Raw genomic sequence first — 24,143 nt, 5'->3', positions numbered from 1 at the left:
CGCGCCGCGCTCGGGATCAGGCCTCGCCGCCCCCGGGCGGGCCGACCACCAGCAGCGCCGCGAAGACGACGGCGACCAGAGCCAGGACCAGCGCCCCGGCGAGCACGGGCCGCGCGAGCGCCCAGCGGAGGAGCCGGCTCGTCACGCGCCGGTCGCGCGGGTCGTCCGTCGCGTGCGTCCGCCACGGGCCCTCCAGCAGGCCGCGGCGCTCGAAGCCGCGCTCCAGCGGCACCGTCGCGTAGGGCACGACCGCGCTGACGACGGCGAGCGCCGTCGCGCCCGCCGACCACCGCTGGTTCACCGCGAGCACCAGGCCCGCGGCTCCGTAGGCGAGGAACGCGAACCCGTGGATCGGCCCGGCGACGCTCACCGGCCAGTCGCCGGCACCGGCCGCGTACTTCAGCAGCATCCCGACGATCAGGAGAGTCCAGGTCACCGCCTCGACGATCGACAGCAGGCGGAAGAGGCGGCGCGGGCTCATGGGATCGGCTCCGTTCGGTCCGCGGCGACGCGGCTCGGGGTCGGTCGAGGGTCGCCCGGAGCCTACGGGAGCACGCTCGCGAGGAACCTGAGCGGACGAGGACCGCTCGGGGCGCTCAGCCCAGCCAGCCGGTGAGCGAGAGGGCCGTCACCGCGCCGACCAGGCCCGTGGCGACGAGGGCGACCGTGCCCGTGACTCCGCTGCGGGAGGGGGCTGCGGCGGGGCCGCCGGCCAGGCGCGCCCAGAGCCGGCGTGCCACCTCCTCGGCGGAGGGGCGGTCGGCCGGATCGAGAGCGGTCATCGCGGTCAGCAGCTCGCGCCACTCCGCCGGGACCGACTCCGGGACGACGGGCGCGTGGTGGAGGCGCTGGATCGAGATCTCGAGCGTCGTGCCGGTGTAGGCCCTGCGGCCCGAGACGGCCTCGAGCAGGACCAGCCCGAGCGAGTAGACGTCGGACGCCGGTCCGACCGGGCCGGAGCCGAGGCTCTCGGGGCTGAGGTACGCGGCGGTGCCCACCAGCACGTCGGAGCGGGTGAGCCGGGCGTCGTCGACCGAGCGGGCGATCCCGAAGTCGCTGAGCTTGGCCTCGTGCGCGGAGAAGCCGGATGCGGTGGCGCGCGAGCGGACGAGGACGTTCTCGGGCTTCACGTCGCGGTGGAGGACGCCCTGCGCGTGCAGGTGCGCGAGAGCATCGGCCACCTGAGCGCCGACCTCCGCGACGAGCCGCTCATCGCCGGAGCCGAACCAGTCGGCCGCCGGGTCGCTGCGGTCGAAGTACTCGAGGACGAGGAACGCGAGGTCGCCCTCCTCGCCGGGGATCTCGCCCTGGTCGAGGACGTCCACCACGGAGGCGTGACGCGAGTCGATCAGGAAGCGGATCTCGCGCTCGCGACGCGCCCGCTCGTTGGGGGTGTCCGGGACGTCGCGGTGGACCTTGACCGCGACCTGGCGGGCGAGGCGGAGGTCGCGGGCGCGGTAGACGACGGCGCTGCCGCCCTCCCCCACCCGCTCGAGCACGAGGTAGCGACCGGCCAGGGTGGAGCCGACCAGCGGATCCACGACGTCGGCCAGGAGCGGCTGCAGGCGGTCGAGTTCGTCCAGCACGGGCAGCTCCCTTCGCGAATGAGTCACTAGCTCGTCTAACTAGTAGTCCCTTCGTAGTGGTCGCCGCCCTTCCAGGCAAGCACCTCGGGGGAGGTTGGCTTGTCTAGATGTTCTTGCTACGAGACTGTCTAGACTGTTCGGCATGGATGAGGTCACGCTGAAGCGACCCGGGGCCTTCTGGTTCTCGGGTGAGGCGACCGAGCCCGGAGCGGTGGAGGTCCTCGCCGCGATGCGCGCCTTCCGCACGGCGGAGGCCGCGATGCGCCGACGGACCCGCGGATCCATGGGCATGGGCGAGAACGACCTGCTGGCCGTGCAGTTCCTCATGCGCCGCCAGCAGAAGGGCGTGCACGTCAGCCCGAAGGACCTGGCCTCCTACCTCGGCATCTCCTCCGCCTCCACGACCGTGCTGATCGACCGGCTGGTCAAGAGCGGGCACGTGGTCAGGGAGCCGCACCCGAGCGACCGCCGGGCCATCCGCATCGTCGCCACCCCCACCTCCCACCGCGAGGTGCGCGAGACGCTCGACGAGATGCACCGCCGCATGCTCGAGGCGGCCGAGACGCTCAACCCCTCCGAGGCCGGGACCGTCATCCGCTTCCTGCAGACGATGCGCGACATCGTCGAGCGCCCGGCCGACTCCGAGACGGTCGACGCCGCCCAGGAGCTCGCGGGCGAGCCGATCGGCGAGTACGCCGACGGCGTGCTGGAGCAGCGCCGCGCCTGACGCGCGTCCACGCGGCCGTGGCCGTGCGTCCCCGAGAGTTCACTCCGAGGGACTTCTGCCGCGCCCCGGGTCCGTCGGAGAATCGAGGCGACCGGCGGCGATGGACAGAAAACGCAGTCCGCGACGTAAGTAGCTAGCTCAACTAGTAGGAAGTCTTTCTAGCGATATAGAGTGACGGACGTCAGCCACTCGCACGTCAGATCGGAGCACACCATGGGCAACATCCTGTACGGCACTCCCCCCGCCGCCATCGAGGTCGAGGACCGCGCCCTCGCCCACCTCCAGATCGTCATCATCAACAAGTTCCGCCGCGACGAGCGCTTCCTGCTCACCCTCGACGCGAGCCCCCAGGCCGGCACCGGCCGCCGCGGCGTATGGATGCACCCGACCATCCCGATCCAGTTCGAGTTCAAGGGCAGCCGTCAGCCCACGATCAACCCGGAGTGGGTCGAGGCCCTCATGGAGCGCGCCAACAGCGGCGCCGGCCTCCGCATCGTGCCCGAGCCGACGAGCAACGCCGCCGTTCCGCTGCGCCGCGCCGAGCCCGCCGCCTGACCCTCCGCGCCGGAGCCGCTCCCGATCAGGCTCCGCCGCCGCACACCGACACGACCCGCCTTCCCGCCCGGGAGGCGGGTTCCGTCGTCTCCGGGCCTGAGAACCCCGGGAGCGCGCTCGCAAGTGGTTGACATTCCGCGCCACGGTCAGGGTCGCAGTCCTACACTGCTCCTGCGGCACGGGGTCGTTCCGGCGGGCTCGTCCCTGCTGTCGCACGCATGACCGGCCGCCGGCCGCTCGGGCCCCCCTCTCGAGCGACCGGCGGACGGCTGCGCGGCGCACCCGAAGCGCCGTCCGCGAGGTCCGCCGGAACCAGGAGCGGCCAGATGACCCACGGAACGAACAGCCTCACCACCACCGTCGACGAGGTGCGCCCGGGCGACCTCTTCTGCGCCGTCGTCGCCCACGAGACCGAGCAGTGGCGCGTCGTCGCCGTCCTCGGCATCCGCGTCCTCGCCGAGCGGGTCTCCGGAGGAGACCGCCGCAGCTTCACGCTCCGCTTCGTGCGCCACCAGCTCTCGCCGGACGTGCTCATCGCGAGGGGCGCCGCAGCGAACCGCTAGGGGATCAGGCGCTCCGCGCGGTAGCGGTCGAAGAGCGCCGTGAACGAGTCGACCGTCCGGTGGAACGCCGTGAAGCCGGCGAGGCGGGACTTGCCGATGTCGGTGACGACCTCGAGGTTCCGGCCGAGGTCGGCGTCGGTGTGCCACCAGGAGGCGACGCGGGAGAGGTCGGGCTCGATCAGCCCGTGCTCGTCGACGAGGCGCCGCCAGACGGGCTCGGCACCGGCCATCTGCTGCTCGAGCGGCTGCGGCTCCTCCCCCGGGCCGACCGGCTCGACGCCGAAGTGCTCCGCGATCCGGGTCCACATCCAGCGCCAGCGGAAGACGTCGCCGTTGACCACGTTGAAGGCCTGGTCACGGCCCGCCTCCGACGTCGACGCCCAGAGCATCTGCTCGGCGAGGATCGTCGCGTCGGTCATGTCGGTGAGTCCGTTCCACTGCGTGAGCGAGCCGGGGAACACGAACGGGGTGCCCTCGGCACGGTGGATCGACGCCGCGACCGCGAGGGTCAGCCCCATGTTCATCGCGTTGCCGACGGCGTGCCCGATGACCGTGTGCGAACGGTGCACCGACCAGGTGAACCCGGCGCGCCCGGCCGCGGCGAAGAGCTCGTCCTCCTGCGCGTAGTAGAAGTTCGGGGCGTCGAGGCGCTCCTCCTCCTCGTGGAACGGGGTGTCGGGCATCGCGCCCTGCCCGTACGCCTCGAACGGGCCCAGGTAGTGCTTGAGGCCGGTCACCAGCGCGACGTGCTCGACGGGAGCGTGCGCGAGCGCGGCGAGGAGGTCGCGGACCATGCCGCCGTTGACCGCGATGTTCTCCTCCTCCGTCGCCTGGCGCGACCAGGCGGTGAAGAAGACGTGCGTGGGGCGCTGGTCGGCGAGCACGCGGGCCAGGTCCTCGGCGGAGCGCAGGTCGGCGGCGAGCGGAGTGACGCCGGGGCGCGCGTCGATCGGGCGGCGCGAGAGGGCGGTCACCGGCCAGCCCTGCTCGGTGAGCAGGTCGACGAGGGCGGAGCCGCCGATGCCGGTCGCACCGACGACGAGGGCGCTGCGGGGGTCGGACGGGGGGACGGGAGTGGTGGAGGACATCCCCTGGGCCAACAGCCCCGGGGGCGAGGCATTCCCCGATCCGGGCGTCACGGAGGGACACCGGAGGTCACGGAGGGACACCGGGCGTCACGGGCGGACCGCGGACCGGGCTCCTCCCCTACCGTCGAGCACGAGCGGCCCGAGGTGGGCGCAGCGGAACAGGAGCCGACGATGACCGCGACCGACGTGCGGGCCGTGCCCGAGGTGGACTACGAGCAGCTGGCGGGGCGGTTCCGGCCGCTGTTCGCCGAGATCGCGGCGGGGGCGGCGGCGCGCGAGAGCGCGCGCCAGCTGCCGGTCGCGCAGATCCGAGCGCTGGCGGAGGCCGGGTTCGGCGCGGTGCGCGTGCCGCTGGAGTCCGGCGGGGCCGGCGCGAGCCTCCCCCAGCTGTTCCGCCTGCTGACGGAGCTGGCCGCCGCCGACTCCAACCTGCCCCAGGCGCTCCGCGGCCACTTCGCCCTGGTCGAGGACCGGCTGCTCGCGACCGACGGGACCCGCGAGCGCTGGCTCCGGCGCTTCGCCGACGGCGAGCTCGGCGGCAACGCCTGGACCGAGGTCGGCACGGTCGCGATCGGCGACGTGCAGACGAAGGTCGCTCCGGTCGAGGGCGACCCGACGCGGTTCACGGTGACCGGCACGAAGTACTACTCCACCGGCAGCGTCTTCGCCGACTGGATCGACACCTTCGCCCAGCGCACCGACACCGGGCAGAAGGTGATCGCGATCGTCGACGCGCGCCAGGCGGGCGTCGAGCACGCCGACGACTGGGACGGCTTCGGCCAGCGCACCACCGGCTCGGGGACGAGCACCTTCACGGAGGCGGTGGTCGCGGCCGAGGACGTGATCGACTTCGAGACCCGGTTCCGCTACCAGACCGCGTTCTACCAGGCGGTGCTGCTGGCCGTGCTGGCGGGCTCGATCGCGGGGGCCGAGCGCGAGATCGCGGCCGAGGTGCGGGCGCGGACCCGGATCTTCTCGCACGGGAACGCCGAGTCGTTCGCGGCGGATCCGCAGATTCTGCAGGTGGTGGGACAGGTCTCGGCCGCCGCCTATGCGGGAGCGGCGATCGTGGAGCGCGCGGCGGTCGCGCTGCAGCGGGCGCACGACGCGGCCCTCGACGGCGACCCGCTCGAGGACGAGCGGCAGAACGACCTCGCCGAGCTCGAGACGGCGCAGGCCCAGATCGTCCTGACGCAGCTGGCCACCCGGGCGACCTCCGACCTCTTCGACGCGCTGGGCGCCTCCGGGGTGAGCACCCGCAAGAACCTCGACCGGCACTGGCGCAACGCGCGCACGGCCGCGAGCCACAATCCGTGGGTGTTCAAGGCGCGGATCGTCGGCGACCACGCGGTCAACGGCACCGTGCCGCCGCGGGTCTGGGCGATCGGCGCGGGGCCGAAGCGGTAGTCGCCTCTGCGCCGGCCGGGGGCGGTGGACAGCCGGCGAGGGCGGAGGAGAGGATCGAGGGGGCGGCGATGCGGCTGCCGCGGACGAGGGGGCTCGCGATGATCCGGACGACGACCGCGAGGGGCGCCGGTGCGCTGCTCGCCTGCGCGGCGGGGCTGCTCGCGCTGAGCGGCTGCACGGGAAGCGCCGACGGGGGGACGGCCTCGACGACAGCTCCACCGCTGATCTCGAGCGCTCCGACGCCGAGCAGTGCCGTGCCGACCGCGAGCGCCGGCAGCGCGACTCCGCTGCCCACCGCGACCCCGGCCACCGCCCTGCTCCCCTGCGAGGACCTGCTCACGGCCGAGGAGGAGGCGTCGCTCGCCGAGGACGGCCTCGCCCTCTCGCCCGAGGCGACGGTCTACGACGTCGACTACCCCGTCGTGCAGGAGATCGCCGAGGACGGGGTGCTCTGCCGGTGGAGCGGCCAGGGCGACGTGTCGGTCGTGGTCGGGCAGCTGGCGGTCCCGGACGCGGAGTGGCCGGATCGGAGCGCCGCGCTCCTCGCGGATGGGTTCACCGCCGACGACACCGCGGCTCCGGGCTTCCTCGACGGGCCCGACGGACCGGACGAGAGCTACCCCGGCCGCGGCGTCCTCCACCGCGACGGCGTCCTCTACTACGTGAGCTACTCCGGGATCGTCGGCTCGATCGTGCCGCTCTCCGGCTGAGGCGGCGGATCGAGAGCCCAGGGCGGGCGCCCAAGGTCGGCGCTGCTCCCCGTCGTCAGCTGCTCGCTGTGGTGGTCGAACGACAGCGGGACTCCCGCCTCGGCGCACTCACGGCCGATCAGGTCCATGGCGTTCCAGAAGTACTCGCTCGCTCGTCGATCCCCGGAGATCGCGGAGAGCAGATTGCTCGTGGCGAGACGAGCAGCGTCGGACGCGATCGAGTTCGAGGAGCTTCCGTCGAAGCCCTCGAGGGCTTCGCGAAACGGTGGACGCAGAACGGGATCGAGTTCCGGCGCGTAGTCGTTCCACGTGCGCTCGAGCGGGACGCAGGGAGCGGCCTCCTGATCGCCTCCCGGCTCGGTGCAGCCCACGAGGAGCAGCACGGATACGAGTACCGCCGATGAGGCGGTCGTGCGGTCCACCATCGTTCATCGCTCGATGTGCATCGTCCCCGTCGTGACCCAGACCGCGCAGGCCTTCTTGCGATGTTCCGGGGCACTGGTCTCGACGATGTGATCGCAGGTCGAGACGCCGGTGTACCACTTCACGCACCCCCCTTGAAACTCGTACTCGCAGTTCTTGTTCGGCTGAATCGGAGCGGCCGAGGCCACCTGCGCCCCGAGAACCGACGTCAGCGCCAGCGCGACGACAGCGAGACCGGACCCGAACCACAGAGAACTCTTCATGACGTCTCCTCATTCGCCTGCAGATCCGCCGGGTCCTGGGACCGTATCCATCGCGGAGAGGGTGTCGGACGGTCGGCGCGAACTCGACACATCGAGGCGCGGGCCGGGCGCTCGAGAAGGGGTAGCGTCGACAGGTGCGATTCCCGTGGCGTTCCCGAGACAGCGAGCGACTGCCGCGGGACGTGCTCGTGCTGGGGGTCGTCGCCTTCTTCGTGATGCTGGGGTTCGGCGTCGTCGTGCCGGTGCTGCCGACCTACGTGCGCAGCTTCGGCGTCGACTACACGGCGGTCGGCGCGGTCGTCTCGGCGTTCGCGCTGATGCGGCTGGTCGCGAATCCGTTCGTGGGGCCGCTCGTCGACCGGTTCGGCGAGCGGGTCGTGCTCGCCGTCGGCATCGGCATCGTCGCGCTCTCCTCGGCGCTGGTCGGCTTCGCCTCCGACTACCCGCACCTCCTCCTGCTGCGCGGAGTCGGCGGCATCGGCTCCGCGATGTTCTCCGTCGCGGCGATGACGCTCCTCCTGCGCACCGCGAGCCCGGAGCGGCGCGGCCGCTCGATCGGCTTCTACCAGGGCGGTTTCCTGCTCGGCGGCATGGCGGGCCCCGCGGTGGGCGGCGTGCTCACGGCGATCTCGCTCACCGCCCCCTTCTTCTTCTACGCCGGCACGCTCGCGATCGCGGGGCTCGTCGCGCTGATCCTGCTGCAGCGGCCGGAGCGCGACGCGGCACCGTCCGCCGCGGCGAGGACGAAGCCTCTGCGCGAGGTGGCCCGCGATCGCCGGTACCAGAGCGCGGTGCTGGCGAACTTCGCCCTCGGCTGGTCGGCGATGGGAGTCCGCGCGACGCTCGTCCCCGTGCTCGTCGTCGAGGGGCTCGGCGGGCAGCCCGCCTGGACCGGCATCGCGTTCGCGATCGCCGCGGTGGTGCAGACGATCGCGCTCGCGCCCGCCGGCCGCTTCGTCGACACGGTCGGCCGGCGCCCGGCGCTGATCGGCGGGTTCTCCGTCGCGGCGGTGGCGATGCTGGCGATGCCGTTCGTCTCGGAGCTGTGGCTGCTCGTCGTGCTGCTCTGCGTCTACGGAGCGGCGGCCGCCTTCATGGGCACGGCCCCGGGTGCGCTGGTCGGTGACGCCGCGGGCGAGCGCGGCGGCAAGCCGGTGTCGGTGTTCCAGGCCGCGTCCGACCTGGGCGGCGTGATCGGGCCGCTGCTCGCAGGCGCTCTCGCCGACGCCGCATCGCCGACCGCGGCCTTCGCCTCCGCCTTCGTGCTGCTGGCGGCGAGCGCGCTGCTCGGCCTGCGGATCCCGCGCTCGCGGATCGCCTAACTGTTCCGCCCGCGGGCGTCGACGGGCCAGACGGCGCCGCCGCCGTCGCGGAGGAGGACGCGGTACTCGTCGGCCAGGTTCACCGCGACGCAGACGTGGTTCGGCGCGATCCGGACCCGCGTCCCCACGGGCAGGTCGACACCGGTGATCGTCGCATGGTGCTCCGAGAGCACCGGGATGCGCGCCTCCGGGTGCTCCGGGAGGCGGCCGAAGCCGCTCGAGGCCGCGCCACGATCGGAGGAGAGCACCTTGCTGCCCGCGTCGGCGATCAGGTGGTCGCCGCGGCGGGACACGATCGTGGCGAGGACGGTGACGGCGATGTCCTCGGGCGCCATCGTGCCGATCTCCCACTGCTGGGCGTCGCCGAGGGCCGAGACCCCGGGGCGCAGCTCCGTGAGCACCGAGGAGTCGGCGAACGCCGCCGAGGGGGTCGAGCCACCGCTGACCACGCGGGCCTCGACTCCGGACGCCGCGAGCGACGCGACCGCCTCGGCGAGCGCGCGCGCCTCGTCGCGGGCGGCCGCCGCTCCGTTTCCGGCCGCGTAGCTGTGGCCGGGGAAGGTGAAGACGCCGGCGACGTCGAGCCCGGCCGAGACGGCGGCCGCGGCGATCGCGCCGGCCTCGGCGGGGAGCACGCCGCTGCGGTGGTGGCCGGAGTCGATCTCGACGACGACCTCGAGCCCCTCGCGCTCGGGCAGGGCCGCGGCCAGGCGCTCGGCCGACTCCGCCGAGTCGACGCCGACCCGCACACGGGCGCTCGCGAGGACGTGGCGGAGCCGCCCGGCGCGCTCGGCGTCGACCCAGAGCGGGTAGGCGATGAAGAGGTCGCGGATCCCTCCCGCGGCGAAGACCTCGGCCTCCGAGACGGTCGCGACGGTGAGGCCGACGGCCCCCGCGGCGAGCTGGCGCCGGGCGATCTCGAGCGACTTGTGCGTCTTCGCGTGGGGGCGGAGCGCCAGGCCCCGCTCGCGGGAAGCCGCGGCGACGGCGGCGATGTCGCGGTCGAGCACCGCCTCGTCGAGCACCAGCGCCGGAGTGGCGAGAGCGTCGAGCACGGCGGAGCGGGCGGAGGAGTCGGCGGCGGCGGTATCGACGGTCACGCGCCGAGCCTAGGCCGCACCACCGGCCCGCGTCCGGCCGTCACGGCGGCCTCGCGCCGGTCCGCCGCCGGTCATCGCGCCCCGAGGAAGGCCCCGCGGAGGGATCCCGTCGAGCACGACACCTCGTCGACCTCGGAGGCGGCCGCGCCGCTCCGACACCGTCTTCCGGATCGCCCACCTCTCCGCCGGGACGCTCGCGACGACGCTCCTGGGCTTCGGCGTCGTCGGGCAGAGCCCTCTCGTCCACTGACCGTTCATCCTCCGCGGGATGCGGGGAGGACCCCGGCGCTGCCAGGCTGAGCGGATGACTCCGCAGTCCTCCCGCCTCCGGCCCTTCGGCCCGTCCGGCGTTACCGTCACCCGGCTGACCCTCGGCACCTCCTGGCGCCCCGAGCGCGTCGCCGACCTCGACCGGGTGCCGGCCCTCGAGCGCGTCTTCGACTCCGACGCCGCCACCCGCGCCGTCTCCGTCGTCGACACGTCCAACGAGTACGCCGGCGGCCACAGCGAGCGCCTGATCGGCGAGGCCCTGCAGGCCCGCGGCGGCGTCCCCGAGGGGATCACCGTGGTCACCAAGCTCGACCGCGACCCGAGCACCGGCAGCTACTCGGCCGAGCGGATGCGCCGCAGCCTCGACGAGAGCCGCGAGCGCCTCGGTATGGACGTCCTCCCCCTGCTCTACCTGCACGACCCGGAGCGCATCTCGTACGACGAGGCCTTCGCCGAGGACGGCCCGGTCCGCGCGCTCGTCGCGATGAAGGAGGCGGGCGTCGCCCTCTCGATCGGGATCTCGGGCGGACCCGCGCCGATGCTGCGCCACTACGTCGACACCGGCCTGTTCGACGCCGTGATCACCCACAACCGCTTCACGCTCGTCGACCGCTCCTCCGAGGAGCTGATCGACGCGTCCGTCGACCGCGGCGTGATCGTCGTCAACGCGGCGGTCTACGGCGGAGGCGCCCTCGTGCGCTGGCCTGAGCCGGTCGCCTCCTACGCCTACCGGCCGGCGCCGCGCGAGATCGTCGACGCCGTCGCGGCGATGGGAGCGGCCTGCGAGCGGGCGGGCGTGCCGCTCGCCGCCGCCGCGCTGCAGTTCTCGACGCGCGACCCCCGCGTGACGACGACGGTCGTCGGCGCCACGTCCGCCGAGCACTACGACTCCTTCGTGGCCGACGACGCGCTCGAGATCCCCGACGCGCTGTTCGAGGAGCTGGAGTCGCTCGCTCCGCCGAGCACCGTCTGGCAGGACGCGCCCGGGTCGACCTGGCCGCGCTGATCCGGGCATAGCCGGGCTCTCCTCCCGGTTGGAGCACGTGACCCCCTCCGCGAGATGCCGCCGGCGTGCGCCCTCACCGGCGTATCGCGTACCGAAGCGGCGTTCCGCGGAGAAGCACGACAGGAGAGACATGACCGACACCGCCTTGTTCCAGCCGCTGACGCTCCGCTCGAGGACCGCCCGCAACCGCCTCTGGGCGGCACCGATGTGCCAGTACTCGGTGGAGGCGCAGGACGGCGTGCCCACCTCGTGGCACCTCGTGCACCTCGGCGGGCTCGCGCGCGGCGGATCGGGCGTCGTCATCGCGGAGGCCACCGCCGTCGTCCCCGAGGGGCGGATCAGCCCCTGGGACACCGGGCTGTGGAACGACGAGCAGCGCGACGCCTGGGCTCCGATCGTCGAGTTCGTGCACGGGCAGGGCGCGCTCGCCGGCGTGCAGCTCGCCCACGCGGGCCGGAAGGCGTCGACCTACCGCGAGTGGAGCGGACGCGGATCCGTGCCGCTGGAGGACGGCGGCTGGCCGACCGTCGCTCCCTCGGCCGTCGCGTTCGAGGGCTACGCGGAGCCGCGCGAGCTGGCCGCGGAGGAGCTGCCCGGCCTCGTCGAGGCGTTCCGCGCCTCCGCCCGCCGCGCCGCGGACGCCGGCTTCGACGTGATCGAGCTGCACGCCGCGCACGGGTACCTGCTCCACCAGTTCCTGTCGCCGCTCTCGAACACGCGCGAGGACTCCTACGGCGGCTCGCTCGAGAACCGGGCGCGCCTGCTGCTCGAGGTCGTCCGCGCGGTCCGCGCCGAGATCGGGGAGCTCGTGCTGCTGGTCCGCTTCTCCGCGACCGACTGGGCCGAGGGCGGCTGGACGCTGGAGGAGACGATCACCGTCTCGGAGTGGGCGCGCGCTGAGGGCGTGGACCTCTTCGACGTGTCGACCGGCGGACTCGTGCACGCCAGCATCCCGGTGGCGCCGCTCTACCAGGTGCCGTTCGCGCGCGACCTGCGGAAGGCGACCGGTGCACTGGTCGGCGCCGTGGGACTCATCACCACGGCGGAGCAGGCGGAGGGCGTGGTCGCGAACGGCGACGCCGACGTCGTGCTGCTCGCCCGCGAGCTGCTGCGCGACCCGAACGCTCCGGTGCGGATGGCGCACGAGCTCGGCGCGGACCTGCCGGTGCCCCCGCAGTACACCCGGGCCTGGCGCTGAGCCTTCAACCGCGAGATGCCACCTGTGCGCACGCCTCGTGGCGTGTCATGTGCACAAGTGGCATCTCGCGGAGGAGAGCGGTCGGGCTCCCCGGAGGAGAACGTCAGCTCTCGGAGGGCTCCTCGGGAGCGTCCTCCTCGGGGTTGAAGTGCGAGTCTCCGGAGACCCCCACCGCCAGCCCGTCCTCGGAGTGCGGGATGGTCTCGTCGTCGCCGAGACCGTTCGCCTTCTTCTCGCCCTCGGACGAGGTGGCTGCGTCGGTCACGGCTCAGGCCTCGACGTCGCCGCGCCAAGCACCGTCGGGGGTGCCCTGCTTCTCGATGTACTCCTTGAAGTTGTTCAGGTCCTTCTTCACGGCGTGGCTGCCGGCGCCGACGAGCGAGCCGAGCGTCTCGAGGAAGCCCTTGGGCTCCCAGTCGAGCTGCACGGTGACGCGGGTCTCGGTGTCGGAGAGCTTGTGGAAGGTGACGACGCCGGCGTGGTCGGTCTCGCCGCCGGTGCTGTTCCACGCGACGCGCTCGTCGGGGTGCTGCTCGGTGATGTTCGCCTCGAACTCGCGCTCGACGGGGCCGACCTTCACCTTCCAGACGGTGAGGGTGTCGGTGACCTGCTGGATCGACTCGACCTCGTCGAGGAAGCGCGGGAACTCCTCGAACTGGGTCCACTGGTTGTAGGCGACGGACACGGGGACGTTGACGTCGACGGTCTCGATGATCTGCGGCACGGTGGTGCTCCTTGCTGTCTCACTCGGTGTGCGGCGTTCCGCTGCTGCGGTCGTCACGCTCGACGTTAGGCGGGAGCCGCCTGGGAGCGCACCGGGTTGCGGACTGACCCGAACGTGGTAAGCGGAGGCGGTGCTGCGGTGCGCGCGCCGGGACGGCTCCGTCGGGTGCCGAGACGCCGCCGTGCGCGCCGGGACGTCCGCGGGAGGGCGGCGTCCGGACGGCACGGCGGCGTCTCGGGAGCGGCAGGCCGGAGCAGGCCGTGGTCAGCGGTCCTGCGGGTCCCCGCCGAGCTGGCCGATGGCGGGGAGGGGGCCGCCGTCGTCGGCGCCGGTGCGGCGCCAGCGGGCGATGGCGTTGCCCAGGTGGTAGATCACGAGGGCGGCGCCGGCGCCGAGGACGATGCCGCCGAGCTCGAAGCCGCCGGAGGAGAACGAGAAGCCGGCGATCGCGATCACGAGGGAGACCGCGGCGGTGTACTGGTTGACCGGGCGCGAGAAGTCGACGCGGTTGTCGATCCAGATCTTGATGCCGATCACGCCGATCAGGCCGTAGAGCGCGGTGGTGGCGCCGCCCAGGACTCCGGCCGGGATCGAGTTGAAGACGGCGCCGACCTTGGGCGAGAGGCTGAGCAGGATCGCGGTGACGCCGGCGACCCAGTAGGCGGCCGTCGAGTACACGCGGGTGGCCGCCATCACTCCGATGTTCTCGCCGTAGGTCGTGGTGCCGGAGCCGCCGAAGGCACCGGACAGGGTGGTCGCCACTCCGTCCGCGATCAGGGCCCGGCCGGTGCTGGCGTTGGCGGAGGCGTCGGTCATCGTCGCGACGCCGCGGACGTGGCCGACGTTCTCGGCGATGAGGACGAGCACGACCGGCAGGAACATCGCGATGCCCGACCACGTGGATCCGGAGGCGAAGTCGGGGAAGGTGAACGGCGGCAGGCCGAACCAGTCGGCCGCACCGACCGCGGAGTAGTCGATCTCGTTCCGGAGCAGGGCGACGACGTAGCCGATGACCACGCCGAGGAAGATCGAGACGCGGCCGAGGAAGCCGCGGAGGAACACGCTCGACAGGATGATCGCGGCGAGCGTGATCGTCCCGGTGATCGGTGCCTGCTTGAAGCTGAGGTACGCGGTCGGAGCCAGGTTGAACCCGATCAGGGCCACGATCGCGCCGGCGACGACCGGCGGCATCAGCCTGTCGATCCAGCCGAGGCCGACGACCTGCACGAGGACGCCGACGGCGACCAGGAGGAGGCCCACGGCGACGACTCCGGCGAGCGCCGACCCCGTCCCTCCGACGGTGGTCGCGGCCGTGACGGGCGCGATGAACGCGAAGCTCGAGCCGAGGTAGCTGGGGAGCCGGTTGCGCGTGATCAGGAGGAACAGCAGCGTCCCGACTCCGGAGAAGAGCAGGGTCGTGGCGACCGGGAACCCGGTGAGCACGGGCACGAGGAACGTCGCACCGAACATGGCGACGACGTGCTGGATGCCGATGGCGATCGTCGCCGGCCAGGCGAGCCGCTCGCCGGGGGCGACGACGGCGCCGGGCTCGACGGTGCGGCCGTCTCCGTGCAGGGTCCAGATGGGCATGGGGCTCCTCGGCGGGGAAGGGAGGCGGGGGTCGACGTTCACAGTAGCGAGGGGTCTGGCCGTGCCGCGGCACCCGACCTACGATCGGGCCATGGACGGAGCGCGGCGTCTCGGCGAGGAGGAGTTCTCCGCGCACCTCGCCGAGCGGGTCGCGCGGATCCGCGGGTCGTTCGGCGACCTCCCGCTCTGGGCGGTCTCGGGCTGGAGCGGTCCGCGGCTGCTGGCGGAGTGGACGCTGACGGGTGGCCCCCGGGGGCTCTCGTTCCTCGCCGACGAGGCGGTCCCGGGCGGGCCGGGGCCCTCCGTCGAGATCCGCACGACCCTCGGCGATCCGCGGCACGACGTCGCGCTGCTCTGCTGCCGGGAGGAGGCGCCCGTCTCGTTCGTGCAGCCGGAGGCGCTGCCCGCCCCCACGCGGATCGCGGAGATCCCGGTCGACGGGGCTCCGGAGCCCTTCGAGGTCTGGGAGGGAGCCGGCGCGGTGCGCGCGGCCGCGTGGGTGCGCGGGCACGTCCTCACGCTGGAGTGCCGCGGAGTCGATCTGGACGCTCTCGCGCTGGACGAGGTGGACGACATCGAGCCGTTCGTGGCCGGCTGGCTGGAGTTCGTCGGCGCCTCGCGGCGTTGAGCGCCGACCCGCGCTCCCGCGCTGCTGGGAGAGCGCGGAGTCCCGCCCGGCGCGCCGGTGAAAGATGTGCGCCGATCCCGGACAGGAGGGAGCATGAGGCACATGCCAGCTCCCCTCGCGGGTCCCGACCGGTTCGCCGCGGTCGCCGCCGCGGTCGCCGATCCCGTCCGCCGCTACCTCTGGCGGCGCACCGACTCCGCCACCGCCGACGACGTGCTCGCCGCGACGCTCTCGGCGCTCTGGCGCCGCAGCGCCGACGTGCCCGAGGACGACCCGGTGCCGTGGGCGATCGGCGTCGCCCGGCTCCAGCTGCAGAACGCCCGGCGGATGCAGCGCCGCCAGGTCATGCTCGCCCAGCGGATCGCGGTCGTCGATCCGCCCCAGGTGCAGATCGACGAGGGCGAGGCGTCGGGCGCGGAGGAGACCGTGCGCCTCGTGCTCGCCCGGATGCGCGAGCAGGACGCCGAGCTGCTGCGCCTCTGGGCGTGGGAGGAGCTCGACGTCCGCGGGATCGCCGCGGTCCTCGGAGTCACGGCGAACGCCGTCTCGATCCGCCTCCATCGCGCGCGGCGCCGCTTCGCCGAGCTCTACGACTCCACCGACCCGCACGCGCCCGAAGGGGGACTCCGATGACCGGAACCGACGACGAGGACGTCCGCCGCCTCCTCCGCACGGTCGACCCCGCGCGGAGCCTCCCCGCGCTCGACCGCGACGAGCTCGCCGAGCAGATCGCCGCCGCGACGGGTGAGGGCACGCGGACGGTGCACTCCCGCCGCCGCTCCCCCTGGCTGATCGTGGGAGTCGGCGCGCTGAGCGCCGGGGCCGCCGCCTCCCTCCTGCTGCCCTTCGCGCTCGGCGTGGGCGGGGGCAGCACCTCGACGCTGATCCTGCCGAGCACGGGCGGGCCGATGGCCGCGTGCTCGCCGGTGACGGCCGCCGCGCTGGCCCCTGCTCAGCTCGCGTTCCGGGCCGAGGTCCGCTCGATCGACGGGAGCACCGTCACCCTGCACGTGCTCGAGCGCTACGCGGGCGAGGTCGGCGACGGCGTCACGGTCACCCAGGGCAGGGAGACGGCGGTGGACGGGGCCCCCATCGTCTTCGAGACCGGGGTCGACTATCTGGTCGCGGCCGACGGCGACACGATCCTGACCTGCGGCCTCAGCGGCGAGAGCTCCCCCGAGCTCGCGGCGCTGTACCAGGAGGCGTTCTCGCGGCAGTAGGCGGAGGCGGGTAGCGGCCCGGCCGGGCGGTGGCAAGGGCCTCCCCGATGGGGGGAGCGGCGCGCAGGCTGAGGCATGGGCCTCCCGGCCCTCCCCCTCCGGTCGCCCGGCGGCGCCCGCGGGCCCTCGGCGATACCGCCCCGCCCGCCCCGCAGGAGGCCCGCATGCCGGTGTTCCGGCTCCTCGAACCGCTCCACGCCGCCGGCGTCGCGCTCGCCGACCTCGCGAGCGATCGGCTCCGCCTCCACGGCGACGGCTCCGACGTCCGCATCACCGCGGTGACCGTCGCGCACACCGAGGCGGGCCCCGGCGCCCTCTTCGCCGCGCTCCCCGGGAGGAGGAGCCACGGCGCCCGGTTCGCGGCCGACGCGGCGGCGGCAGGAGCGGTCGCCGTGCTCACCGACGCGGGCGGGCTCGACGAGGCCCGCGCATCCGGACTGCCCGTCCTCCTCAGCGACGACCCCCGCACCGCCCTCGGCCCGGTCGCCGCGCAGGTGTACGGCACGAGGAGCGGGCCGGTGCTCCTCGGCGTGACCGGCACCAACGGCAAGACCAGCACCGTGCACCTCCTCGACGCGGTGCTCCGGCAGCTGGGCGTCGTCTCGGGGCTGAGCTCCACCGCCGAGCGCCGCAGCGCCGACCACGTCGTCGCCAGCCGCCTCACCACGCCCGAGGCCTCCGAGCTGCACGCGCTCCTCGCCCGGATGGCGGAGGACGGCGTCGAGGCGGCGGCGATCGAGGTCAGCGCTCAGGCGCTCGTGCGCTCCCGGATGGAGGGGATCGTGCTCGACGTCGCCGGGTTCACCAACCTCAGCCACGACCACCTCGACGACTTCGGCGACCTGGACGAGTACCTCCGCGCCAAGCAGCGCCTGTTCACGCCCGAGCGGAGCCGGCGCGGCGTCGCGGTCGTCGACACCGAGGCGGGGCGCCGGGTCGCCCGCGAGGCCTCCGTCCCGGTCGTGACGCTCTCCGCCGGGGACGGAGCCGACTGGCGGATCGACGTGCTCGAGACCGCGGTCGACCGCACCCGCTTCCGGCTCACCGCCCGCGACGGCTGGTCGACGACCACCTCCGTCCCGCTCCTCGGACGCCACATGGCCTCGAACGCGGCCCTCGCGCTGGTGATGCTGATCGAGGCGGGCCACGCGCGCGACCGGGTGGCCGCGGCGGTCGGCTCAGGGATCGACGTCACCGTGCCCGGGCGGACGCTGCTCGTGTCCGGCGCCGACGGGCCGCGGGTCTTCCTCGACTTCTCGCACACCCCCGACTCGGTCGCGCGCACCGTCGACGCCCTCCGCGAGGTGACGCCCGGCCGCGTGCTCGTCCTCCTCGGCGCCGACGGCGACCGCGACCCGAGCAAGCGCGCGCCGATGGGCCGGGCCGCCGCCGAGCGCGCCGACCTGGTGATCGTCACCGACCACCACCCACGCTTCGAGGACCCCGCGCGGATCCGCCGCGCCCTGGTCGACGGCGCCCGCCGCGTCGAGCGCTGCGAGGTGCTCGAGATCGCGGAGCCGGCCGACGCCGTCCGCGCCGCCCTGCACCGGGCCGGCCCGTCCGACTCCGTCCTCTGGGTCGGCCCCGGCGACACCGACTACCGCGTGGTCGGCGCCGACGACCTCCCCTACTCGCCCCGCGCCGACACGGCCCGCGCGCTGGCCGAGGCCGGCTGGAGCGTCGACCTGCTTGACTGACCGGGTGTTCTCGACCCTCCCGGTGCGCCGCGTGCAGGCCCGACCCGAGCACCCCGCCGACCTCGCGCGCTGGCCCGCGACGCTCGCGCCCGTGCGGCAGGTGCTGGCCGAGGGCTGGGATCTCGGCCAGGTGACGGTGATCACCGGCGAGAGCGGCTCGGGCAAGTCGACGCTGCTCGAGGCGGTCGCCCTCGCCTACGGGCTGAACGCGGAGGGCGGATCCACGGGTGCGATGCACTCCTCCCGCGCCTCGGAGTCGGACCTGGCCGAGCACCTCCAGCTGGTCCGCGGGGCGGGCGCGTCCAAGCGCGGCTTCTTCCTCCGCGCCGAGACGATGCACGGCTTCTTCAGCTACCTGGAGGAGGTGGGGATCGACGGCGGCTACCACGAGCGGAGCCACGGCGAGTCGTTCCTCGACATCGTGGCGAACCGCTCCCGGATCAGCGGGCTGTGGCTCCTCGACGAGCCGGAGTCGGCCCTCTCGGTGTCGGGCTGCCTCGTCCTGATCGGGCAGCTGCGCGATCTGGTCGCCGGCGGCTCGCAGGTCGTCCTCTCCACGCACTCGCCGATCCTCGCGGCCCTCCCCGGAGCCGACCTCTACGAGCTCGACGAGACGGGCCTGCGCCGCTGCCGCTACGACGACCTCGACCTGGTGCGGACCTGGCGCGGCTTCCTCGACCAGCCGGCCCGCTTCCTGCGCCGGTTGGAGTAGGTCGGAGGGCGCTCGGCCGCGCCGGAACGGGCCGTTCGTGTTCACCACGGAGGGAAGTACGTCGGCAGGCCGCCCCGATCTCGCGCATCCTGAGCCGCCCGGGCGAAGCCCTCCTCCGGCACGAGCACTGTCAGGCCGCGGAGGCCGCCGCCGGTCGGGCGACTCGGGGCGCCCAGCCCACCGCGATCGCGGCGCCGGCGAGCGCGAGCTGTCCGAGCGGCGGCAGGATCGCCGAGACCAGGGAGCCGTCGCCGCCGGAGGTGACGAAGGTGTCGGCGACCGACATCCCGAAGCCGAACCCGGCGAAGAAGCGGAAGACGACGGCGCCGGCGACCAGGGCGAGCATGAGCACCGCGATCCGCCGCGGAGTGAGCGGCGACCTCCGGCCGACCAGGGCGCCGACCGTCACGACGATCGCGGCGGCCGTCCAGAACGCGGCCCACCCGGTGACCCAGATCGCGTGGGAGCCGAACTCGAAGCCGTCGCGCTCGGACATGGTCGCGTAGATCTCCGCCAGGGCCACGCCGGGGACCTTCGCCTGCGGATTCCAGACCAGCAGATCGACGGCGCCCACCACCGTGACGCCCGCCACGAGCGCGAGGCCCGCGAGGGCGACGGGGAGGCGCTGAGCGCGGGTCGCCGTCCGCGGTGCGAGGGCGATGGTCCTCGAGCCGCCGAGGACGATCGCCCCGCAGACGAGCCCGGCGAGGGAGACGGGCAGGCCGACGAGGGCGAGGGGTCCGGGGAGGAGGAGGCCGGCCGCGGTGAGCACCGGGCCGACGACGGCCGCGACCAGGGAGATCCGCGCGAGCACCGTGCGGGCCGACGCCGCAGCGCCGAGGAGGTGGACCGCGCCGAGGACCGCGACCGCGACGGCGGCGACGAGCACCGCGGTCTGCACGGCGCCGACGGCGGCCAGGGCTGTGTCGGAGGCGGCACCCGGCTCGGGGACGATCCCGCCGCCGGTCAGCGCGATGCCGCTGAGCATCAGCGCGGCCGCGGCGAAGAGCGCGAGTCCGCGGCGGGCGAGGCGGCGCGGGAGCGTGCCCCGCGCTTCGCCGGTGTGCGCGGGCAGGTCGCGGTCGACGCTCACCAGCAGGGCGAGCGCTCCGAGGACGACGCCGCGCCGGGGCAGTCCCAGCTCGGCGGCCCCGGCCAGGTCGGCCCGCCACTCCTCGAGGTAGCGCTCGCGGGCGAGCGGGGGCAGCAGCAGCGACAGGAGCCGCAGAAGCGCGCTCATGCGGTCGCCTCCGCCGCTCGCGGCGCCGTCCGCGCGGTCGACCGCATCCGCTCGACGGCGGCCCGGGCTGCCGGGGCGCCCTCCGCGGTCAGCTCGTAGAGCCGGCGACGCGGGCCGCTCCGCTCGCTCGCGGCCTCCCACTCCGAGACCACCCAGCCCGCTCCCTCGAGCCGCTCCAGGATCGGATAGACGCTGCCCGCCGGTCGCCCGGTGGCCTTGATCACGACCATGCCCCAGGTCGGGCCGTCGGCATCGAGGAGGGTCCGGAGGACGTCCGCGGTGGCGGACGTGAGGCGAGGGAGTGGCTGCACACGGATGACGCTACCTATGTAGAGATAGCGGGGTCAATCGGACCGCCTCCGTGCGTCCGGGCGATTCCACGCCACTCCTCGGCCTCGGTCGGGCCCTCAAACGTTCGACGACTGCGCCGCCCCCGTCCGAGGAGGACCGGCGTCGGCCCCGCCCCCGCTTCCCTGATCGGCTGGATCGGCGCCTTGATACTCCGATGACCAGGGCGGGATCAGCTGCCGCATCACCCTTCACGGCGGGGTGGTCGCCGAGCAGATCAGCACAGGCGCGTCCGCCTCGGCGATCCCCACGGCGACCCCGCAGCAGCCGCGGACACTGCCGCTAGCCGGACCCCGCACGCAGAACGTCGGCCGAGAGCAGCCGCCCTCCACCCTCGGGGACGGCGGGCACTCTCGGCCGACGGTCTGCGCGCGAGCGCGGGGACTACTTGCGGAACATCCGCGCCGTGGTCTCGAAGAGGCCCTTCACGGGGCGCTGCTGCTCGCCCTGCTGGGCGCCGAGGACGATGATGACGGCGGTCAGCACGGGGATGGCCCACTGGGTGACCTTCTGCACGCGGAGGGCGGTGGTCAGCTCCTGCGAGTTCCGCTCCGACGCCTCGGTCACGCCGGGGGCGCCCTCGTCTGCGTGCTTGGCCTGCGTCGCTCCGGCGACCGCGGCGATCACCGAGGCGGCACCGGCGAGCCCGGTCACGACGGTCTTGACGACGGTGTTCGTGCGGCTCTCCTGCTGGTTGGCCAGGCGGGTCTTATTGGCGAGGACGAGTCCGATGCCGCCGACGCCGTGGGCGGCGATCGCGGCGAGCTGCACAGGGGTCCAGCGGGCCCAGCCGTTCGAGGAGAGGCGGAGGCGCTCCGCCGGGTCGGACGAGGTGGACGCGGCGCCGTTCAGGCCGACGGCGCCCATGAGCGAGCCGCCGAACCAGGCGGCGGCTCCGAGGTCGTGGAGACTGCGGACGAGGGTGTTGCGGGAGGGCATGTGGGCCTCTTCTCTGCCGGCGGCGGACGTCGGCGGTGGTCGGCTGGTGCGGACTCCTCCGACGCTACGCGCGCCCTGGAACCGCGCACGGGGCTTGACCTCTCCCCCTCCGACACGCTCCGCTGGAGGTCACCGACCGACCCGGACCGACCGACCCGAGGAGCCCCGCGATGCCCACCAACGACGAGAAGCGGACGACCCGCGACGAGTTCCACGACGCCGTGAACATGACCGCGAAGGAGCTCGAGGAGTGGCTCGGCACCGACGAGTCGAAGGAGGTCGGCCAGAAGCCGGAGGGCGGCGGCGAGTCCGTCGGCCACGAGAGCGGGCGCCGCATCGTCGACCTGCTCGGCACGAAGCAGGCCGACCTGAGCGACGACGACTACGCCCACATGACGAAGGTCGTCGGCTACGTGCACCGGCACGCGAAGCAGCGTCCCTCGGGCGATGTCACCGAGACGAAGTGGCGCTACTCCCTGATGAACTGGGGCAACGACCCGCTGAAGGGCTGACCCGGTCCGAGAGCTGCGCTCAGCACATCCCGAAGAGGTTGCAGAGGGCGCCGCGGTCCTGGATCGACTCCATGCCGCCCGGCTTCTGCACCTTCGGCAGCTCGTAGGAGGCGGCGACCGTCTGCACGCCGGCGGACGAGGCGGCCTGCACGGGAGCGGCGGCAGGAGCAGCGGCGGGAGCAGCGGCGGGAGCGAGGACGGCTCCGAGGGCGAGTGCGGCGGCGGCGAGGATCGGGGCCATGGTCGTTCTCCTGTGATCGAGGGGTGCGATCGGCTCGACCGCTCCACCAGCATGGCGACGCCCCGTCGCACCGCTCCTGTACGAAAGACCAGTCCGCCCTTGTACGGAAGGCCGACGGGGCTCGGAGAAGGCTTCGGTACCCTGGTCCCGTGGTGGGGACGACGCGGTGGACGAACGACGTGCGGACGCTGCCCGGCGGCTGGATCACCCGGTCCCTCCTCCTCGGCTCCTTCACGCTCCTCGTCGTCATCGACCTGATGGGCGGCAGCGTCGACCTCACGTCGGTCCGCGGCTGGATCGAGCTGGCGCTCCCCTACCTGCCGCTCCTGGCGCTGCTCGCCGGCGCGATCCCCGCGGCGGTCTCGCTCTACCTCGTCTACGCCGTCGTCCTGATGCTCGGCGCCCCGCCGCTGCTGCTCGCGGCGCTGATCTTCCCGACCATCGTGGTGGTCGGCTTCGTCACCTTCCTCCTCCCCTGGCGCGCGGGGCTCGTCTTCGTGCTCGGCACCCTCGTCCTCCTGCCCGCGGTGCTGCTCGTCGACCGCGCCATGGGCACGGCCGTCTACGTCCTGGGCGCGTTCGTCCTCTTCGGCGGCACCGCCGGGCTGGGCCTGAACGCCTTCCGGGGCCGCAGCGAGCGGAGCGAGCGCCGGGCCGACCGCATCCAGGAGGAGCAGGCGCGGATCCGCAACGAGGAGCGGACCCGGCTCGCGCACGAGCTGCACGACATCGTCGCGCACGAGGTCACCATCATCGCCATGCAGGCCCGCCGCGCGACCTCGGTCGAGGACCCGGCCAAGACCGAGCGCATCCTCGAGAGCATCGGCGACGCGGCGCAGCAGGCGCTGCAGGATCTGCGGAGCCTCGTGACGCTCCTCCAGGACGAGGACGAGGCAGGCGCTCCCGCCCGCGGCGACTCCGACCTGCTCGGGACCCCGGAGGTCTCGGGCGCCACGACCACCGCTGTCGGCTTCGTCCACGACGTGCGGAACGTCGCCGACGCGATCGAGCGCGCGGGCTTCCGGGTCCGCCTCGACGTGGCGGGCTCCGTGGCGCAGGTGCCCGCGAGCCTCCGCCAGGTGCTGCGGCGCACGGTCCGGGAGCTGGGCACGAACGTGCTCAAGCACGGCGACACCGCCGGTGAGGTGCAGCTCCGGCTCGAGGTGTCGGGGGGCGAGGTGCAGCTGAGCTCCTCCAACGCGATCGCCTCCGCGGCTCCGATCGTCTCCTCGCACCTCGGGATCGAGGCGATGTCGGCCCGCTGCGCCGTCTTCGGCGGGCGGCTGGACGCGGGAGCCCGCGGCGGCCGCTGGACCACGACCATGACCATCCCCCTCGAGGGCCGGGCGTCCGGTGCGCTCGTCGCGGGGGCGACCGACGAAGGACGAGAGCGATGACCCGCGTGCTGCTGGTGGACGACGAATCGATGACCCGCGAGATCCTCCGCGACTACCTCTCGCAGGACCCGGCGATCGAGGTGGTGGGCGAGGCCTCCGACGGGAGGATCGCGGTGCAGCAGGCGGCGACGCTCCAGCCCGACCTGATCCTGATGGACATGCAGATGCCGGTCATGAACGGCGTCGCTGCGACCGAGCGGATCCACGCCGAGCACCCGGGCATCGCGATCCTCGGGCTCAGCACGTTCACCACGGACCGCTACGTCGTCGACCTCCTCCGCGCGGGCGCCTCCGGCTACCTGGTCAAGGACACGAAGCCGCGGGAGATCATCGCGGCGGTGCACGCGGTGCTCGCGGGCGAGTCCGTGCTCTCCGCCGAGGTCACGCGCCACGTGGTGAAGGGGCTCGAGGAGTCGGTGCCGGCGGAGACGGTGCCGGACCCCGATCTGCTCGAGGCGCTCACCGAGAAGGAGCTCGAGGTGATCCGCCTGCTCGCCCGCGGGATGAGCAACCGCGAGATGGCGCAGGAGCTGTTCGTCACCGAGTCGACCGTGAAGGCGCGGTTCGTGAAGGTGATGGAGAAGCTGGGCGTGCGCGACCGGGTGCAGATCCTGGTCTCGGCGATCGAGCACGGGCTCGTCGACCTGGGGACGCGTCCCGGCCGGAGCTGATCGAGC

29 protein-coding genes are annotated in these 24,143 nt (G+C 73.7%); 16 read left to right on the top strand and 13 right to left on the bottom strand.

The genetic code is table 11. From position 1 onward, the window contains the following. Positions 1-16: 16 nt before the first annotated feature. Positions 17-481 (bottom strand): DUF3817 domain-containing protein, encoded by a 465-nt coding sequence (locus C5C30_RS05415; RefSeq protein ID WP_104333327.1) that lies wholly within the window; start codon positions 479-481, stop codon positions 17-19. Positions 482-596: 115 nt separating this feature from the next. Further along, positions 597-1,586, bottom strand: a complete 990-nt coding sequence (locus C5C30_RS05410) for a serine/threonine-protein kinase (protein ID WP_181127363.1) — start codon at positions 1,584-1,586, stop codon at positions 597-599. A 142-nt stretch (positions 1,587-1,728) separates the two neighbouring features. On the opposite strand from C5C30_RS05410, the gene C5C30_RS05405 reads away from it, so the two are divergent. From C5C30_RS05405 to C5C30_RS05395, 3 genes are all read left to right on the top strand, one after another. Further along, positions 1,729-2,313, top strand: a complete 585-nt coding sequence (locus C5C30_RS05405) for a MarR family winged helix-turn-helix transcriptional regulator (RefSeq protein WP_104224167.1) — start codon at positions 1,729-1,731, stop codon at positions 2,311-2,313. A gap of 213 nt (positions 2,314-2,526) precedes the next feature. Then, complete coding sequence (locus C5C30_RS05400) at positions 2,527-2,868, top strand: ATP-dependent DNA ligase (protein WP_104224199.1); 342 nt, start codon at positions 2,527-2,529, stop codon at positions 2,866-2,868. Positions 2,869-3,194: 326 nt separating this feature from the next. Beyond that, positions 3,195-3,431: a hypothetical protein gene (locus tag C5C30_RS05395; protein ID WP_104225949.1), complete on the top strand. Its 237-nt coding sequence runs from the start codon at positions 3,195-3,197 to the stop codon at positions 3,429-3,431. Here the strand turns inward: C5C30_RS05395 and C5C30_RS05390 are convergent. Beyond that, positions 3,428-4,519 (bottom strand): SDR family oxidoreductase, encoded by a 1,092-nt coding sequence (locus C5C30_RS05390; RefSeq protein ID WP_104333325.1) that lies wholly within the window; start codon positions 4,517-4,519, stop codon positions 3,428-3,430. The genes C5C30_RS05395 and C5C30_RS05390 overlap by 4 nt on opposite strands. A 171-nt stretch (positions 4,520-4,690) precedes the next feature. Between C5C30_RS05390 and C5C30_RS05385 the strand changes: the two genes are divergently transcribed. Both C5C30_RS05385 and C5C30_RS05375 read left to right on the top strand, forming a co-directional pair. Further along, on the top strand, positions 4,691-5,926 hold the full coding sequence (locus C5C30_RS05385) for an acyl-CoA dehydrogenase family protein (RefSeq protein WP_104333324.1): 1,236 nt from the start codon (positions 4,691-4,693) through the stop codon (positions 5,924-5,926). A 98-nt stretch (positions 5,927-6,024) separates the two neighbouring features. Further along, positions 6,025-6,636 (top strand): hypothetical protein, encoded by a 612-nt coding sequence (locus C5C30_RS05375; RefSeq protein ID WP_146081485.1) that lies wholly within the window; start codon positions 6,025-6,027, stop codon positions 6,634-6,636. On the opposite strand, the gene C5C30_RS05370 is transcribed toward C5C30_RS05375, so the two are convergent. Continuing rightward, a complete protein-coding gene (locus C5C30_RS05370) occupies positions 6,594-7,061 on the bottom strand; it encodes a hypothetical protein (protein WP_104333321.1) in 468 nt (155 codons plus the stop codon). The two genes, C5C30_RS05375 and C5C30_RS05370, sit on opposite strands and share 43 nt — an antisense overlap. A 3-nt stretch (positions 7,062-7,064) precedes the next feature. Beyond that, positions 7,065-7,322: a hypothetical protein gene (locus tag C5C30_RS05365; RefSeq protein ID WP_104333320.1), complete on the bottom strand. Its 258-nt coding sequence runs from the start codon at positions 7,320-7,322 to the stop codon at positions 7,065-7,067. 134 nt (positions 7,323-7,456) lie between these two features. Here C5C30_RS05365 and C5C30_RS05360 point away from each other — a divergent pair, with 134 nt between their 5' ends. After that, entirely contained in the window at positions 7,457-8,644 is a 1,188-nt protein-coding gene (locus tag C5C30_RS05360) for an MFS transporter (protein ID WP_258065806.1), read from the top strand. Here the strand turns inward: C5C30_RS05360 and C5C30_RS05355 are convergent. Next, the gene (locus tag C5C30_RS05355; RefSeq protein ID WP_258065805.1) at positions 8,641-9,744 is read right to left on the bottom strand and encodes an alanine racemase; all 1,104 of its coding nucleotides are present in this window, start codon (positions 9,742-9,744) and stop codon (positions 8,641-8,643) included. The two genes, C5C30_RS05360 and C5C30_RS05355, sit on opposite strands and share 4 nt — an antisense overlap. Positions 9,745-10,048: 304 nt before the next feature. On the opposite strand from C5C30_RS05355, the gene C5C30_RS05350 reads away from it, so the two are divergent. Next, the gene (locus tag C5C30_RS05350; protein ID WP_181131463.1) at positions 10,049-11,020 is read left to right on the top strand and encodes an aldo/keto reductase; all 972 of its coding nucleotides are present in this window, start codon (positions 10,049-10,051) and stop codon (positions 11,018-11,020) included. Between the two features lie 130 nt (positions 11,021-11,150). Further along, entirely contained in the window at positions 11,151-12,218 is a 1,068-nt protein-coding gene (locus tag C5C30_RS05345) for an NADH:flavin oxidoreductase/NADH oxidase (RefSeq protein WP_104246991.1), read from the top strand. 103 nt (positions 12,219-12,321) lie between these two features. On the opposite strand, the gene C5C30_RS17590 is transcribed toward C5C30_RS05345, so the two are convergent. From C5C30_RS17590 to C5C30_RS05335, 3 genes are all read right to left on the bottom strand, one after another. Continuing rightward, positions 12,322-12,483: a hypothetical protein gene (locus tag C5C30_RS17590; protein WP_167299017.1), complete on the bottom strand. Its 162-nt coding sequence runs from the start codon at positions 12,481-12,483 to the stop codon at positions 12,322-12,324. A 3-nt stretch (positions 12,484-12,486) separates the two neighbouring features. Beyond that, complete coding sequence (locus C5C30_RS05340) at positions 12,487-12,942, bottom strand: SRPBCC family protein (protein ID WP_104224157.1); 456 nt, start codon at positions 12,940-12,942, stop codon at positions 12,487-12,489. A gap of 264 nt (positions 12,943-13,206) precedes the next feature. Then, on the bottom strand, positions 13,207-14,532 hold the full coding sequence (locus C5C30_RS05335) for a uracil-xanthine permease family protein (protein WP_104333318.1): 1,326 nt from the start codon (positions 14,530-14,532) through the stop codon (positions 13,207-13,209). 91 nt (positions 14,533-14,623) lie between these two features. On the opposite strand from C5C30_RS05335, the gene C5C30_RS05330 reads away from it, so the two are divergent. From C5C30_RS05330 to C5C30_RS05310, 5 genes are all read left to right on the top strand, one after another. Next, positions 14,624-15,160 (top strand): hypothetical protein, encoded by a 537-nt coding sequence (locus C5C30_RS05330; RefSeq protein WP_104225957.1) that lies wholly within the window; start codon positions 14,624-14,626, stop codon positions 15,158-15,160. Between the two features lie 102 nt (positions 15,161-15,262). Then, the gene (locus C5C30_RS05325; protein WP_181027124.1) at positions 15,263-15,793 is read left to right on the top strand and encodes an RNA polymerase sigma factor; all 531 of its coding nucleotides are present in this window, start codon (positions 15,263-15,265) and stop codon (positions 15,791-15,793) included. Next, positions 15,790-16,380, top strand: a complete 591-nt coding sequence (locus C5C30_RS05320; RefSeq protein WP_104237812.1) for a hypothetical protein — start codon at positions 15,790-15,792, stop codon at positions 16,378-16,380. The genes C5C30_RS05325 and C5C30_RS05320 overlap by 4 nt, the downstream gene beginning before the upstream one ends. Positions 16,381-16,544: 164 nt before the next feature. Next, complete coding sequence (locus C5C30_RS05315; RefSeq protein WP_104333317.1) at positions 16,545-18,077, top strand: Mur ligase family protein; 1,533 nt, start codon at positions 16,545-16,547, stop codon at positions 18,075-18,077. A 4-nt stretch (positions 18,078-18,081) separates the two neighbouring features. Further along, entirely contained in the window at positions 18,082-18,789 is a 708-nt protein-coding gene (locus C5C30_RS05310; RefSeq protein ID WP_258065804.1) for an AAA family ATPase, read from the top strand. 130 nt (positions 18,790-18,919) lie between these two features. Here C5C30_RS05310 and C5C30_RS17585 read toward each other — a convergent pair whose 3' ends face one another. The 3 genes from C5C30_RS17585 to C5C30_RS05295 all read right to left on the bottom strand — a co-directional run bounded on the left by C5C30_RS17585 (position 18,920) and on the right by C5C30_RS05295 (position 21,316). Then, positions 18,920-20,029, bottom strand: coding sequence for a hypothetical protein (locus C5C30_RS17585; RefSeq protein WP_104225091.1), 1,110 nt, complete (start codon positions 20,027-20,029; stop codon positions 18,920-18,922). Next, positions 20,026-20,340, bottom strand: a complete 315-nt coding sequence (locus C5C30_RS05300; protein ID WP_104249735.1) for a PadR family transcriptional regulator — start codon at positions 20,338-20,340, stop codon at positions 20,026-20,028. The genes C5C30_RS17585 and C5C30_RS05300 overlap by 4 nt, the downstream gene beginning before the upstream one ends. A gap of 421 nt (positions 20,341-20,761) precedes the next feature. Next, on the bottom strand, positions 20,762-21,316 hold the full coding sequence (locus tag C5C30_RS05295; protein ID WP_104333316.1) for a hypothetical protein: 555 nt from the start codon (positions 21,314-21,316) through the stop codon (positions 20,762-20,764). Between the two features lie 170 nt (positions 21,317-21,486). Here C5C30_RS05295 and C5C30_RS05290 point away from each other — a divergent pair, with 170 nt between their 5' ends. Then, on the top strand, positions 21,487-21,828 hold the full coding sequence (locus tag C5C30_RS05290) for a DUF3140 domain-containing protein (RefSeq protein ID WP_104333315.1): 342 nt from the start codon (positions 21,487-21,489) through the stop codon (positions 21,826-21,828). Between the two features lie 19 nt (positions 21,829-21,847). Here C5C30_RS05290 and C5C30_RS05285 read toward each other — a convergent pair whose 3' ends face one another. After that, positions 21,848-22,069, bottom strand: a complete 222-nt coding sequence (locus C5C30_RS05285; protein ID WP_104333314.1) for a hypothetical protein — start codon at positions 22,067-22,069, stop codon at positions 21,848-21,850. 149 nt (positions 22,070-22,218) lie between these two features. On the opposite strand from C5C30_RS05285, the gene C5C30_RS05280 reads away from it, so the two are divergent. Next, entirely contained in the window at positions 22,219-23,466 is a 1,248-nt protein-coding gene (locus C5C30_RS05280; protein WP_258059356.1) for a sensor histidine kinase, read from the top strand. Further along, the gene (locus tag C5C30_RS05275) at positions 23,463-24,137 is read left to right on the top strand and encodes a response regulator transcription factor (RefSeq protein WP_104225096.1); all 675 of its coding nucleotides are present in this window, start codon (positions 23,463-23,465) and stop codon (positions 24,135-24,137) included. The genes C5C30_RS05280 and C5C30_RS05275 overlap by 4 nt, the downstream gene beginning before the upstream one ends. Positions 24,138-24,143: the final 6 nt, after the last annotated feature.

This window comes from Rathayibacter sp. AY2B5 (assembly GCF_002931645.1).
Classification (GTDB): domain Bacteria; phylum Actinomycetota; class Actinomycetes; order Actinomycetales; family Microbacteriaceae; genus Rathayibacter.
The sequence above is the reverse complement of the archived record's forward strand: the minus strand, read 5'-3'. Positions and strand labels throughout refer to the sequence as shown.